The organism is Cnuella takakiae (assembly GCF_001953305.1).
Taxonomy (GTDB): Bacteria; Bacteroidota; Bacteroidia; order Chitinophagales; family Chitinophagaceae; genus Flavisolibacter; species Flavisolibacter takakiae.
On sequence record NZ_MTFE01000010.1, the window covers coordinates 2770317 to 2784785 of the forward strand.

At 48.1% G+C, this 14469-nt stretch carries 8 protein-coding genes; 6 read left to right on the forward strand and 2 right to left on the reverse strand.

The window, feature by feature from the left end; all coding sequences use genetic code 11:
* Nucleotides 1-178 precede the first annotated feature (178 nt).
* Nucleotides 179-4114 carry an Ig-like domain-containing protein gene (locus tag BUE76_RS12145; protein WP_073040054.1) on the reverse strand — a complete coding sequence of 1312 codons (3936 nt, stop codon included), beginning with the start codon at nt 4112-4114 and terminating at the stop codon, nt 179-181.
* Between the two features lie 654 nt (nt 4115-4768).
* Between BUE76_RS12145 and dnaG the strand changes: the two genes are divergently transcribed.
* The 3 genes from dnaG to BUE76_RS12160 all read left to right on the forward strand — a co-directional run bounded on the left by dnaG (nt 4769) and on the right by BUE76_RS12160 (nt 8773).
* The gene (gene dnaG, locus BUE76_RS12150) at nt 4769-6802 is read left to right on the forward strand and encodes a DNA primase (protein ID WP_073040052.1); all 2034 of its coding nucleotides are present in this window, start codon (nt 4769-4771) and stop codon (nt 6800-6802) included.
* Nucleotides 6803-6971: 169 nt separating this feature from the next.
* Nucleotides 6972-8432, forward strand: coding sequence for a PQQ-dependent sugar dehydrogenase (locus BUE76_RS12155; protein WP_083596347.1), 1461 nt, complete (start codon nt 6972-6974; stop codon nt 8430-8432).
* Nucleotides 8433-8434: 2 nt separating this feature from the next.
* Nucleotides 8435-8773 (forward strand): c-type cytochrome, encoded by a 339-nt coding sequence (locus tag BUE76_RS12160; protein ID WP_158069967.1) that lies wholly within the window; start codon nt 8435-8437, stop codon nt 8771-8773.
* 75 nt (nt 8774-8848) lie between these two features.
* On the opposite strand, the gene kdsA is transcribed toward BUE76_RS12160, so the two are convergent.
* Nucleotides 8849-9670, reverse strand: a complete 822-nt coding sequence (gene kdsA, locus BUE76_RS12165) for a 3-deoxy-8-phosphooctulonate synthase (protein ID WP_073040048.1) — start codon at nt 9668-9670, stop codon at nt 8849-8851.
* A 286-nt stretch (nt 9671-9956) separates the two neighbouring features.
* Between kdsA and BUE76_RS12170 the strand changes: the two genes are divergently transcribed.
* The 3 genes from BUE76_RS12170 to BUE76_RS12180 all read left to right on the forward strand — a co-directional run bounded on the left by BUE76_RS12170 (nt 9957) and on the right by BUE76_RS12180 (nt 14236).
* Nucleotides 9957-10901, forward strand: a complete 945-nt coding sequence (locus BUE76_RS12170; RefSeq protein WP_073040046.1) for an NAD-dependent epimerase/dehydratase family protein — start codon at nt 9957-9959, stop codon at nt 10899-10901.
* Between the two features lie 172 nt (nt 10902-11073).
* The gene (locus BUE76_RS12175; protein ID WP_073040044.1) at nt 11074-13206 is read left to right on the forward strand and encodes a sensor histidine kinase; all 2133 of its coding nucleotides are present in this window, start codon (nt 11074-11076) and stop codon (nt 13204-13206) included.
* Between the two features lie 91 nt (nt 13207-13297).
* Nucleotides 13298-14236 (forward strand): hydrogen peroxide-inducible genes activator, encoded by a 939-nt coding sequence (locus tag BUE76_RS12180; protein ID WP_073040043.1) that lies wholly within the window; start codon nt 13298-13300, stop codon nt 14234-14236.
* Nucleotides 14237-14469: the final 233 nt, after the last annotated feature.

Below are 14469 nucleotides of genomic sequence, written 5' to 3' on the forward strand. Positions count from 1 at the left end.
TTAAGAAATGAATGACTTACCTGTGTTCCCCGGTGTTTGCTTGGAGTGGCTATCCTAAAATTAATGTATTCTTCTTTGTTGGTGAATAGCTGAATTTGTCATTCATCCTTGTTTTTTTAGGGTATAAAGAAGCCCCGGAAGCAAAACTTCCGGGGCTTTCCATTTAATACAAGGCTTTTTATTGTTTTATAAACTTCAGCGTAAATTGCTCACCTGCACCTTGTAAGGTCAGGATATAGGCACCGCTGGGCAGTTGTGCAATATCTACCGGCAGGCTGGTACCGCTAAGGGTTACTTTCTGCTCCATCATCCGGCGGCCATCCGTTGCGGTTACAGAGAGCAGCATGTTTTGCATGTTCATCTGTTGGCCAAATTGAACCGTCAGCCTGGATGTAGCAGGGTTGGGGTAAAGCGTGAAGCTTTTTGTTTCAACCAGGGTTTCTGTTACTGCTGCACGGTTAAATTGTTCGCCGATGCTGGTGGTGGTTGCCTTAACGGTAATGGTGGTAGCAGTAGAAGTAGAAACATTACCCTTGTTGTCGTAAGCCTTTGCCGTGATCACATAAATGCCAGCGGGTACATTGGTCCATTTCCAACTGAAAGGGGCAATTTTCTCAATAACAATCAGGGTTGATCCACGATAGAACTCAACTTTAGCAATACCATCTGCATCACTTGCCGACGCTGTGAGCAACACGGTTCCAGGTGCGGTAAAGGTGCTGTTGGCAACAGGGCTGGTCAAGGTTACTACTGGTTTATCTCCGGCTACCACAATGGTTTCCGCATTTGAGATACTGGTGTATCCTTTTACATCAATTGCTTTTGCACTGATGGTATACGTGCCACCGGCAACGCCGCTCCAGTTGAATTCAAAAGGCGCAATACTGTCGGTTGCCATCAGGGTGGTACCGCGGTAAAACTCTACCAGTTTGATACCATCTGCATCACTTGCGTTTGCTGTAACCCTGATGCTTGCAGGTGCTGCATAAGTGTTGCTGGCAATGGGACTGGTAAGTACAATCGAAGGACTGGAATCAACAACGGTGCACACTACAGCATTGGTTGAGGTACTATAACCTTTAACATCGTATGCTTTGGCGCTGATATTATAAGTGCCGGGTGCAAGGTCCGCATAGCTCATTTCAAAAGGAGCTAAACTGTCCGTACCAATGAGGGAGGAACCGTCGTAAAATTCCACTTTAGCTATGCCATCGGTGTCGGTTGCATTGGCGCTGATTTGAATGGCAGCGGGCGCATCTACGGTCAAAGGAACTGCAGGATTCAGCAGGCTGATGCTGGGGCTCGAATCTACAATCTTCACTTGTGTAGTGTCGGAGTTGGTAGTATAGCCTTTAACATCGGCTGCCAGGGCATAAAAAGAATAGTTGCCGGGTTGCAGTTTGGTTTGGGTGAAGGTATAAGGTGCTGTGCTGTCCATGCCCAGCAGAAAGCCGCCATTATAGAAGGCCACATATGCTATGCCATCTGCATCAATAGCATTGGCTGTGATGGTTACCGCAGCAGGCGCATCGAATGTACTACCCAATGCAGGGCCGGTTAGATTGATGGTGGGATTAGAGTTGATAACATTGATGCTATTGACAGCCGTACAGGTTGTGAAGCCTTTGATATCGGTTGCTTTTGCCCAAACAGCGTAAGAGCCGGGCGTCAGGTTCTTCCATAAAAACTCGTAGGGTGCAACAGTGTCGGTGTGCAACAGGGTTGTGCCTGTGTAAAATTCAACTTTGGCAACACCATCGCTGTCGGTAGCATTGGCGGTAACCGTAATGTTTGCAGGTGCATCATATGCAGCATGCATTAATGGGTTAACCAGGCTGATGAGGGGATTAGAAACAACCACACGGATATCGGAAGTTGCACTGCTTGCAAATTGACCTTTGTTATCAATTGCTTTTACCGAGATGCTATAGTTGCCTGCTGCAACACCGTTCCAGGTAAATTCAAAAGGCGCAATTGAATCGGCACCAATCAAAGTTGTTCCGTTGTAAAATTCCATTCTTTTGATGCCATCAGGATCTGAAGCGGAACCAGTTATCCGGATGGCTGCAGGTGCATCAAATGCATTCCCGGAAACCGGGCTGATCAGTGATACGGTGGGCAAAGTAACTACTTCGCCTATTTTCATCAGTACGGCGGATGTGTAGGCCTTCAGTACAATATTGCCATTGAATGTTTTTCCGGTAGCATCGGCATACATGCCGGGCAGGCTTTGCGACAGGTCGGACTTGCTGGCATTGAAAGCAAAGAAATAAAGGCTGTCCGTATTGGCAGCAATAGGGTAGAAATAAGGTGATTTGGAAGAGTTGCGATCAAAGCCATAAGCAGCTTTCCACTGAGCCAGGTTGTATTTGGAAGTGATGGATGAAGTTGTGTACAGGTTGGCTACCGCCTGGATGGTGATATTATCATCAACCGGACGGAGGTAGTAATTGCTGTCCATTGCGCCAAAACTTGCGATATCAGTAGTCTTGGAATTAAACTGTGCAACTTGTTGTTTGCTCTCTTTTGAAAAGAAGATATTGCCCTTCAGGTTTACATTTCTGATGGGTAGCATAACCGCATTGTCGTGGTTGATCAATACCTGGTTGGAATTGTCAAAACAGGTGTTGTTAAAAAGGTTGATGTTTTGGTTGTTGTGGAGATAGATGCCGTTCTTGCCACAGCGAGCTACTGTATTCCCAATCAGGTCTACACCAGTAACATTATCATCCAGGTAAATTCCGGAAGCTTGTTGTGTGGTTTTAAAGGTAGTTCCCTCTTTGGCCCCAATTCCGTCCAGAATGATATTGTTTTGGATTTTGCGGCCAAAATGACTGGTCGTTGTGGTGCTGGAGTAAATACCACCCACATCATCTTTAATGAAAGCAAAGTTGGTGATCAGGTTGTTCTTGATTACAAGGTCGTCGCCATCAAAACGAATACCTGCATAACCACTGCTGTCGATGGTATTGTATTCAATCAGGGCATTGTCTGCAAGGATCCGGATACCACACTCATTGTTGGTACCATTCTGGCCCATGCCAGCAATAACGCCCGATTTGCTGATATCATTATTCCGGATAGTAGCAAATTGAATCCTGCCAGGCATCATAATACCATTGCTGTTACAAGCGGTGATGCTGTTGTTTTCTATAACCAAGTTTGTTGAAATAGAAGCCCAGATACCATTTTGGCCACAGAACCTGATATTACAGTCTTGAATGAAAATATGGTCAGATGAGTAGATGTCTATACCATTTTCGTTGCCTCCTTCAATCGAAAGGTTTTGAATTTTGATGTAGTTATCATCATAAATGGCAAATGCATCAGCGGTATTACCTACCTGAATGTCAAAAGCAGCGGGTGTTTTGGAACCTAAAAAAACCGTGATCTTTTTTGTTGCTGCATTGTATGCCCATTCACCAACCTGGTCGAGCGTACGCACATCATTTTGGATGAAGTACCCAAAACCTTCTTCGGGTGTATAGGTTACACCCGTATTGTAAGTTAAGGTGGTTCCTGTATGCGCTGTTATGGGAGTTTTATCAATTGTCCAGTGGCTGCTGCGAATAACGAGTTCTGCACCGGTCCAGTTGATGGCAGAACTAAGTTCATTATCGGTAATTGTTTTGGTGCCTATGGTTTCAAAACTCAGGTAGCCCTTGTTCAATTCATCTGCATTGGGCCACCTGCCTATGGGCTGGTTGGTACCATTTATGGAAACTACATTGATTCGGCTGCCAAGGGCAGCATCTGTTGCTTCATACAGGCCATTGCCTTTAGAAGTCCAACTCGTAAGTTTTTTGAAGGCATTAATAACTGGTTTTGCACCCGAGCCATAAGCGCCAAACACCAGGGGTGCCGTTGCAGTGCCGGAGACGGTAACTTTTACACTGCCATAAAAGGTGTCGCCACGACGGAAAAGAACGGAATCTCCGGGTTTCAGCGTGGGAACAATTGCGTTGAGTTTGGTAAGTGAGCGCCAGGGAGTAGCCGGGCTGGAAGCTTGCGTTGCAGTGCGGGCATCATCACCATTTGCCGCAAAGTAATAGTTGGTTGCGTTGGCCATGCTTGCACAAAATGCAAGGATGGCAGCTAGTAAAATTGTTTTCATGGGATAGGATTGGGTGCAACGAAACAGGTTCGTTAACAGCGTAAAGTAACTCAACACTTATTATAGAAAGTTTGACTTGAAGGTTGATTTTTGACTTGCTAGGTGAAAATCTTAAGCAATCGTGAGGGGATTCCTGAAGGATGTAAAGTAGAAAAGGATATATAAGTTCCTTATTGCCCCTATTGCCGTGGATAAGTGCGCTATTGGGCTGATAATTAATGCAGTGTGTTGTGTAGGTATTACGCTGTTGCAGGTGTGGTTTTTACGCACCTTTGCCGTTATATTACATATTCCTTCGATGCACTTAAGAATTTATAGTACTAATAATCAATTTATAATAATTGATCGTTGTCGTACTAAGCTTTCTTAAGAATAATGGTTTACATATTTCTATTGCTTGTAAGTAGTAAGTGAATTTCTCTATTAAGAGTGTAATACTTTTTTGCCTGCTTATTATATATGATTTGGATTTCAAAACCATAAACAAACAGCAGGGTTTCAAAGTCCGGGTTTAAAATGTTTTTTCATTTGGTTACGTGTGTAAGGAAAAGTATCATCCATTTACCGGGCATCCTTGAAATGCCTTTGATACAGTAATGCTTACTTTAAAATGGTTTAATTTCTCCTACCTTACTGTTTGCCTATTTTTGCCCTGTGATCACCCAGGAAACGATACAACAGATACAGAACCGCATCGATGTGCTCGACATCGTCGGCTCTTTTGTGAAGCTGAAGAAAAGAGGCGCCAACTATCTCGGGCTTTGTCCCTTTCACAACGAAAAATCACCCTCCTTTACCGTTTCGCCATCAAAGGAAATCTTCAAGTGTTTTGGTTGCGGCAAAAGCGGCAACTCCATTTCCTTTGTAATGGAACACGAAAAGCTTTCCTATGTGGAGGCTTTACGGTGGCTTGCCGCCCGGTATAATATAGAGGTACAGGAAACCGAGACCTCGCCGGAAAAAAAGCAGCAGTACCAGACTGCCGAAAGCCTGCACATCCTGAATGCATTTGCCCAAAAGTTTTACGCCCGCCAGCTTACCGAAACAGAAACGGGCCAGGCCATCGGTTTGAGTTACCTGAAGGAGCGGGGCTTTAATGATGAAATCATAACCAAATTCGGACTGGGGTATGCACCCGAAAGCAGGGATGCCCTTACCAGTGAAGCATTAGCCAACCAGTACAGCGCCGAGTTGTTGCTGAAGGCCGGGCTTTCTGCTAACCGCTACGAACAACTGGTAGATAATTATCGCGACCGCATCATCTTTCCTATTCACAACGTAAGTGGAAAGATCATTGGCTTTGGTGCACGCCTGATCAAGAAGAACGATAAGGCGCCCAAGTACATTAATACGCCGGAGAATGAACTGTATATCAAGAGCCGTATCCTGTATGGTACCTATTTTGCCCGGCAGGCCATTGATAAGGCCGACGAGTGCCTGCTGGTAGAAGGTTATACCGATGTAATTTCGCTGCACCAGGCCGGCATCGAAAACGTAGTGGCCAGTGGCGGTACCTCGCTTACCGTTGACCAACTGCGGCTGATACGCAAGTACACCAGCAACCTTACCATTATCTATGATGGCGACAACGCAGGTATCAAGGCTGCCCTCCGTGGCCTGGACATGGCACTGGAAGAAAGCCTTAACGTAAAGCTGGTGCTTATTCCGGATGGCGAAGATCCGGACAGCTATGTACGCAAGGTGGGGGCGCAGGAATTCCGCAATTTCATCCTGCGCAACAAAAAGGATTTTATCTTCTTCCAGCTGGAAGTGCTGTTGAAAGAAGCCGGCGGAGATGCACAGAAAAAGTCGGAAGTGGTAAATGGCATTGCCGAAACCATTTCCAAGATTGATAAAGCCGAAGACTTTACCCGGCAGCAGGATTATATCCGCAAGTGCGCCGAGTTGTTGCAAATTGATGAAAGCGGTTTTACCAACCTGGTTAATAAAAATATCCGCAACCGCATCTCGGCGCAGGAAGGAAAAATACCCTTTGAGGAAGCACAGGTACATGCCGAAAATGCCCGAAAAGCAGAAGAGACCAACTTTACCGACGAGACCTTCAACCTGATTTTTAAGGACGAAATTTATGAACGCGATCTTGCCCGTGTGCTGCTGGAATTTGGCGACCGCCAGTACGACGATACCCGCAACGTGGTAGAATACGTACTTTCCGAACTCCCCGATGAGAGCCTTTTTGAAAACAAACAGGTAAAGCGCCTGATTGATGAATACCGCATTGCCTGGGAAGGCACCGGCTCACTATTGGAACGCAATTTTTTTATCTACAACGAAGACCATTCCCTAAGCACGCTTGCCGTTTCGGTACTGCAAAAAAAGGATGATGAAAGTCCCAAGTGGAAGTCGGAGATGAGCCAAAGCTCGGGTTATCAAAAGAACTTTTTCAATACACCTTACGAAGAGTTCATGGCCACCATTCATAACCGGGGCAAAAAAACCATCAACGACTACCTTAAGATTGCGGAGGATAAATACCAGTACGATGTAGATAAAGTAGTAACCTATATCAACCTCAAAAAAGTAAAAAGGCTGCTGCTTGAAAACCAGCACGACCTGCAGAACCTTCCTTATTCCGATAAGATGAAGGAACTGATTCAAACCCACAACTACCTGAAAAACCTGGAAATGGAACTGTCTAAAAAGCTGGGCAGCGTCATCTTTAAATAAGCTTACCGGCGGGGCATATCCCCCTTTTTCATATACATCCCTGCTTTAACCTGGAGGATGCAGGGATGTACATTATTTGGTACTGCAACTTCCCTGTTATTACTTCCGTTGATCTTTCTCTGTTGGTACGCTGGCCTGGTTTTTATCCCTTTATCTGTAAATAAAGGGCATGTTGCACCGGTTGTTATTTGCAATGGTTGTGCTGGCCACCATGGTACTGCACACAGGTTGTTACCGCATCAAAAAATCGGCGGGAGGCGGGCAGCGCACCCAATTGGGGGAACGCCGTTATGCCGCTGGCGATATATTATTGCCGCCGGGATATGGCGCCCAATTGGTGGCTTCAGGCCTTAACTATCCTACAGCGGTGAGCTTCGACGCCGCAGGTAACCTTTACTGCATAGAATCTGGATATTCTTACGGAGAAGATTTTACCACGCCCCGCCTGCTGCGGCTGAAAGCTGGCGGGCAAACTACAGTGATAGCTACCGGCGACAAGAACGGCCCCTGGACGGGTATCGATTTTCACGAGGGTAAGTTTTATGTGGCTGAAGGCGGCGTGCTGGAAGGTGGTCGCATTGTAGAAATTGACCCTTCCGGAACCATCAGGCCTCTGATCAGCAATTTGCCTTCATTTGGCGATCACCACACCAATGGACCGGTGGTTCGGGATGGGCAGCTTTATTTTTCCATTGGTACAGCTACGAACAGCGGGGTGGTAGGCGCCGACAACGCTAATTATGGCTGGCTGAAGCGCAAGCCAACTTTCCATGATATCGCCTGCAGGGACATTATTCTTTCGGGCCAAAACTTCAATACAACGAACGTGCTTACCGAAGCGCCAGCCGATGTAGCCATCACCGGCGCTTTTATGCCCTATGGTACCGGCACCAACAAAGGACAGGTAGTGCGGGGGCAGGTACCCTGTAGCGGCGCCATCCTCCGGATGCCGCTGAAAGGCGGCGCCCCACAATTGGTGGCTTGGGGCCTGCGCAATCCATTCGGGTTGGCTTTTGCGCCCAACGGGAAACTATATACTACCGAAAATGCTTTTGATGAACGGGGCAGCCGCCCGGTTTGGGGCGCTGGCGATGTGTTGTGGGAAGTGCAGCAGGGACTTTGGTATGGCTGGCCCGATTTCTCGGCAGGTAAACCCATTGCCAGCGATGAGGAATTCAACCCTAAAAAAGGAGGGCAGAACTTGAGGCCTATTCTTCAGGAGTATCCCAACCAACCACCAAAACCTGCCGCCATTTTCGGGGTCCATTCATCGGCCAACGGTTTTGATTTTTCCCGGGGTACAGCTTTTGGTTTCGAGGGGCAGGCATTTGTCGCCTTATTTGGCGATATGGCGCCTGAGGTAGGAAAGGTTTGGTCGCCGGTAGGTTTTAAGGTTGTACGTGTAGCGGTTGCCACCGGTGTTATCCGCGATTTTGCCGTCAATAAGGGTAAACGCAATGGCCCTGCATCCTGGCTGAACAATGGCGGCCTGGAACGCCCGGTGGCTGTGAAATTTGATCCCACGGGCACCAGCCTCTACATAGTAGATTTCGGTAAGATGCACACCGATGCCACCGGCTCGCATCCCCAAAAAGCAAGTGGCGCTATCTGGAAAATTTATAAGAAATGAGTATGAACAGCAAAGCTGCCTCTGCAATTGTATTGTTCCTGGTAGTGCTGGCTTCCTGCGCAGTGCGGAAAAGTGAACCGGTAAAAGGAACCTATTTCCAGCCGAAAAACAGTACGGTGGCCAGAGGAGAACAACTGTACATGATTCATTGCCAGAAATGTCACCCCGGCGGCGAAGCTGGCCTTGGTCCGGCAATAAACGCCAACCCGGCACCGCAGTTCCTGAAGCGATTCCAGGTGCGGCATGGCCTGGGCGTCATGCCTTCCTTTAAGCCAGAGGAGATTTCCCGGGCCGACCTCCACGCCATTTCAAAGTACATGAAGCAGTGGAAGCACTATTGATTAATACGAGGGTTCATAAATGAAAAGGCGCCATCCCGGATGGCGCCTTTTCATTTAGGTATCTGTGTATGAAATTTAAAGCACTGCTTTACGCAACCTGACCAGTTGGGCAAGCAAATCTTCCAGCAGGTCCAGGCGGAGCATATTGGCGCCATCACTGAGGGCGCAGGAAGGGTCGGGGTGTGTTTCAATAAAAAGGCCGTGGGCGCCAGTGGCTATGGCCGCCTTGGCAATGGTGCCAATCAGTTGGGGGTTGCCGCCGGTTACGCCGGTAGTTTGGTTGGGTTGCTGCAGGCTATGGGTGCAGTCCATCACCACGGGAGCGCCAGTTGCCGCCATCCAGGGAATATTGCGGTAATCTACCACCAGGTCCTGGTAGCCAAATGTGGTACCCCTTTCGGTCAGCATTACTTTTTCGTTTCCTGCCTTGCGCACCTTGTCCACTGCAAACTGCATGGAGGGGCCACTCACAAACTGGCCTTTCTTGATGTTGACGATCTTGCCGGTATTGGCTGCTGCTACCAGCAGTTCGGTTTGGCGGCACAGGAAGGCGGGAATTTGCAAAATGTCTACATATTGGGCAGCAAGCGCAGCTTCTGCTTCGGAATGAATATCGGTAGTGGTAGGTAAACCAAATTTCTGCCCCGTTTTCTTGATCAGCTCCAAACCCAGTTCGTCGCCAAGGCCGGTAAAAGAACTGGCAGAGGTGCGGTTGGCTTTTTTGTAAGAAGCCTTGAAAACATAGGGGATACCCTGCCGCTGGCAGATGGCCTTTACTTTTTCGGCTATTTCGCTGACCAGCGCTTCACTTTCCACCACACAGGGGCCGGCAATCAAAAAGAAATTATTGGGGTCATAATCCTGTCCTTCAAACAGGCTTTTCAGGTATTCGGTCATGGCGCAAAGGTAAGCGGAAGAGCGTTTGGAGTTTGGGGTTAAGAGTTAGGAGTTAGGAGTTGTGTGTTTTTGGTTTTTGGTTTTTGGTTTTTGGTTTTTGGTTTTTGAAAAAAGCGTAAAAGGTATATACAAAATTTAGCATCCATCCCGGACCTGTTTAGCAGCCGGTACCAGCAAAAAACCACAAACCAAAAACAAGAAACACCCAACCCCCAAACACAAAACCCCAAACTCCAAACTCAAACGCTCTTCCGCTTACTTTTGCCGCCTCAATGTTTGCTTATTTATGACGAAGGAAAAAATTTTAGTGATTGGCGCTTCGGGCCAGATAGGGGTGGAGCTAACCCTGGCCCTGCGCAATATGTATGGTAATACCAATGTGATTGCCTCCGACCTGCGCGAAGAAAACCCTTTGCTGCACGGAACGGGACCCTATGTGGCGCTGGATGTAATGAACAAGGAAATGCTCCATGTGCAGGTGATCAGGCAGAACGTAACCCAGATATACCTGCTGGCAGCCATGCTTTCCGCTACCGGTGAAAAGAACCCTGCGCTTGCATGGCACCTCAACATGCAAAGCCTGCTCAATGTGCTGGATATTGCCCGTGAGGAGAAACTGCACAAAGTGTACTGGCCTTCTTCCATCGCGGTATTTGGCCCCACATCGCCCAAGCAAAACTGTCCGCAGCAAACCATTATCGAACCCTCAACGGTATATGGTATTTCCAAATACGCGGGTGAGTTTTGGTGCAATTACTATTTCAACAAGTATGGCGTTGATGTGCGCTCCATCCGTTACCCCGGACTTATTTCCTATAAATCGGCACCAGGCGGCGGCACTACCGACTATGCCATCGATATTTTCCACCAGGCACTTGAGTCGGGTAGTTACACTTCTTTTTTGGGCGAAAATACTTACCTGCCCATGATGTATATGCCTGATGCCATTCGTGCTACCATTGAACTGATGAAAGCGCCTGCCGAAAAAATTGGCATCCGCACCAGCTATAATTTGTCTGCTATGTCCTTCTCTCCAAAGGAAATTGGTGCGGCCATCAGTAAACATGTTCCGGGCTTCAAACTGGAATATGCTCCCGACTACCGCCAGCAGATTGCCGACTCATGGCCCCAAAGTATCGACGACTCAGTGGCCCGCAGCCACTGGGGTTGGCAGCACCAATACGATTTGGAAAAAATGACCGCCGACATGATCCAAAACCTCCGTAAGTAATTGCCATTACACCCTTGTAGGAACAATGCGTACGCCCTTTTGGGTGTACGCATTTTTCTTTGTGTTCGGCTAAGCTTTGTGGCTATTCACCGAAAGGCAATTGGCTTGTAGGTACTATTAGTTCTACTTTGTAGGTAGATCCATGTATCCATGTTCCTACAATCTCTCCTTCATGCAGTCAAAGACCAACACTAACACCATCAGCTTGCTTACCGACAATAACCTCAGTGTAGAATACGGCAGTGGCCAACTGGGGTTATTTGAAGAGCATGGAGGTGATATTACAGGCAAAATGCTGCACCAGCTTTTTCCCGCCGCTGATCCACAATTGCTTGAAGCTGTAAAAGAGTATTGCACGCTGCATCCCGAGTGCAGCCACGAGTTGCAACTGCAGGTAGGGTTGAATGGACATGCCCGCCAGTTTAAGTGGGTGGTATGCTCGCGCAAAGTTTTAGGTGAGGGGAACGCTGGATTCAGCTGGGTAGGCAACGAAATATTGCCCGGGTCCTCCGACCATAACAAGGCTTTTGATGAAGCCCTGCGCAACCTGGTTGCCGATGCTGTTACTACAATGGATACTACCTTTTCCATTACCAGCATGAATGCACAGGCCGAAATGCTTTTTGGCGTACATGCCGAAAAAGTTATCGGTACCAACTTTGACCAACAACTTGCCACCTCGCCTGCGGGCATTTTTGCCGAAGCTTACACTACTGCATGCAATACCGGCTTATGGCAGGGTGAATATATTGTAACCGCTCCGGGTAAATCGCCTGTTTACCTAAAAGGAAAGATCAGCAAAGTGCTGGATGCAGCTGGTCATCTGATTGGCTATATTTCTTTGGACCGGGATATCACGGAGGAAAAAAAAGCAGCGGAAGTTGCGGCACACAACGAGGCAAGCAGCCATGTTTTGAGCGCCATTGTGGATCAAAGCGGTGCTATTACCTGGGCCACCGATTTGCAGGGTAAAAAGCATTTCCTCAATAAAAACCTGAAATCACTTATTGGTCTTCCGGAGGAAAAAACGGAAGTACACCTTAATGAGGTCTTCGATCCTGCCACGGCACGCCAGTACCAGGAAGAAAACGAATGGGTGATCAGGGAAGGTAAAGTGCTGATAAAAACAGAAGCCAATCCAAGTGTGGGCACAGGCCCCGTTTGGTTTCGCACGATAAAATTTCCTTTGACAACCCATTTTGGAGTCTTTGCTGCAGGGTTTGCCTACGATGTTACCCACGAGTACCAACAGGAGCAGGAACTGGCTTACCTGAAGCAAAGGTTTGAAATTGCTGCATCTATATCCGCAGATATCATTGCCGACTGGGACATAGAAAAGGATATACTCTGGCGCAACGAGCCCACATCGGAAATTCCGGTGCACAACAAGCCCGCCGCCAGTATGCAGGAGCGTTTTACAAGGCTTCATCCTGCAGATAAACAAAGGTTTATCTATTCGCTCAACCAGGCCCTGCTTTCCAACGCAGGCAAGTGGGAATGTGAGTACTGGTATGAACTGGGTACGGAACCCGGTCAGTTTAAAGTGCTGAACGAAAAAGCTGTGATCCTGCGGGATGCAGCAGGCGAAGCGGTACGAATGATCTCCATTGTGCGGGATGTAACGGAAAAGCGGCGCCTGCAGGCCGAGATCAGGGAAAAGGAAAAACAGGTAATTGCAGCCACTATCGAAGGGCAGGAAAACGAACGCAACGACCTTGGACGGGAACTTCATGATAACGTAGGCCAGGTGCTGGCCATGTGTAAGCTTTTTGTAGACATTACCAGCGATGCGGTGCAACACGAGTACCTGGATAAATGCCGCGAGCACCTGGACAAGGCAATCAAGGAAATCAGGAGCCTGTCGCACCGGTTAAGTCCTATTGTTCTGGAGCGCAAAGGGCTGCCTGGTGCCATAGCAGAACTGGTGGAAAATATCAATCAAACAGGCAAACTTGCAGTCAGGCTTACCATTGCCAATAACCTGTGCGATACTACCCTGAACAAGACCGTAAAAGTGGCTGCCTACCGGATTGTACAGGAAGCGGTAAGTAATATTTTGCGCCATTCCGATGCAACACAGGCTTTCATCAGGCTGGAGCTGGCAGGCGATAAACTGGAATGCCGAGTAACGGATAACGGGAAAGGTTTTGATCCCAAAGTATCCAAACCCGGGATGGGCCTGCGCAATATTCACAACCGGGCCGGATATGTAGGCGGCAGCCTGCACGTGCACAGTGTTCCCGGAAAGGGCTGTACCCTGGAGGTATCCCTGCCCCTGAAAGACATTCAAACAAACAACCTATAGTAGCGAAATACCTGGATTTTATCCTGCTCTATAGCCCGGCCATATTCCGGAGTGCAGGGTCTGGCGGATCAGGTTATCTTTACGCCGCATTATGAACCTTCAGCAACTGGAATATATTGTGGCGGTTGACCAGCAACGCCACTTTGCCCGAGCCGCCGAAACCTGCTTTGTGACGCAGGCTACCCTAAGCATGATGATCCGCAAGTTGGAAGACGAGCTGGACGTTGTGATCTTCGACCGCAGCCGGCAACCCGTAGTACCTACAGAAGTAGGCCGCAAAATCATCGACCAGGCACGTGTGGTACTTAAAGAAGCAGCCTTGCTGCGCCAGGTTACCACCGACGCCTCCCAACAGGTGAGTGGCGTGTTGCGGCTGGGCATTATTCCTACCCTGGCGCCTTACCTGTTGCCGCATTTTCTAAAAGCTTTTCTGGCCAAATACCCACAGGTGCAGGTACGCATTACCGAAATGAATACCGCCCAGATTGTGGAGCACCTCTCGCAGGATAAGCTTGATGTCGGCCTGATGGCAACACCATTGCCTTACGACGGCCTGCGCACGGAGCACCTATTCCTGGAGCGTTTTTATGTTTTTACCTCGCAAAAGGAAAAAGACCTCAAAAAGAAATTCGTGCTGCCCGAGGAAATTGATGTCAACCGCCTCTGGCTGTTGCAGGAAGGCCATTGTATGCGCTCTCAAATGTTGAACCTGTGCCGCCTTAAAAAGGAATCAGCCGGCAACAACCTCGAATACGAGGCGGGTTCCATCGAAACCCTGCTCCAGATCGTGGAAATGCGCAATGGGCTCACCATCGTTCCCGAGCTGGCCACCATCCATTTTGACGAACAAAGAAAAAACCAGCTGAAAGAATTCAAGGCTCCGATACCCGTGCGGGAAGTAAGCCTGGTTACCTACCGTCATTTTATAAAAACCCGCCTGCTGGAAGCCCTGAAAGAAGAGATTGTGAACGGGGTAAAACCTGTGTTGGCAAAAGCTGCTAAAGAACACCAGGTGATTGAAGTACGGTAGGAGGTTTTTGGTTTATAGTTTATAGTTAGGGGTTAGGGGTTAGGGGTTAGGGGTTAGGGGTTAGGGGTTAGGGGTTAGCAAAAGTCTTTAAGGTACGAATTGAAGAATCGCTTTTCCAGGAATTGTCATGCCGAACTTATATCGGCATCTCCTGCACTGAAGTTTCACTAACAAAGGAGGTAAATTCTTACCGTAATCTTTGATGTTTTATACAAAACAAAAGGGGGGGCCCC

What these genes read in the sequence shown, in the direction of transcription:
- BUE76_RS12180 (WP_073040043.1), top strand. Translation starts at nt 13,298, where the DNA reads ATGAACCTTCAGCAACTGGAATATATTGTGGCGGTTGACCAGCAACGC.
- BUE76_RS12175 (WP_073040044.1), top strand. Translation starts at nt 11,074, where the DNA reads ATGCAGTCAAAGACCAACACTAACACCATCAGCTTGCTTACCGACAAT.
- BUE76_RS12170 (WP_073040046.1), top strand. Translation starts at nt 9,957, where the DNA reads ATGACGAAGGAAAAAATTTTAGTGATTGGCGCTTCGGGCCAGATAGGG.
- kdsA (WP_073040048.1), bottom strand. Translation starts at nt 9,670, where the DNA reads ATGACCGAATACCTGAAAAGCCTGTTTGAAGGACAGGATTATGACCCC.
- BUE76_RS12155 (WP_083596347.1), top strand. Translation starts at nt 6,972, where the DNA reads ATGTTGCACCGGTTGTTATTTGCAATGGTTGTGCTGGCCACCATGGTA.
- BUE76_RS12145 (WP_073040054.1), bottom strand. Translation starts at nt 4,114, where the DNA reads ATGAAAACAATTTTACTAGCTGCCATCCTTGCATTTTGTGCAAGCATG.
- BUE76_RS12160 (WP_158069967.1), top strand. Translation starts at nt 8,435, where the DNA reads ATGAACAGCAAAGCTGCCTCTGCAATTGTATTGTTCCTGGTAGTGCTG.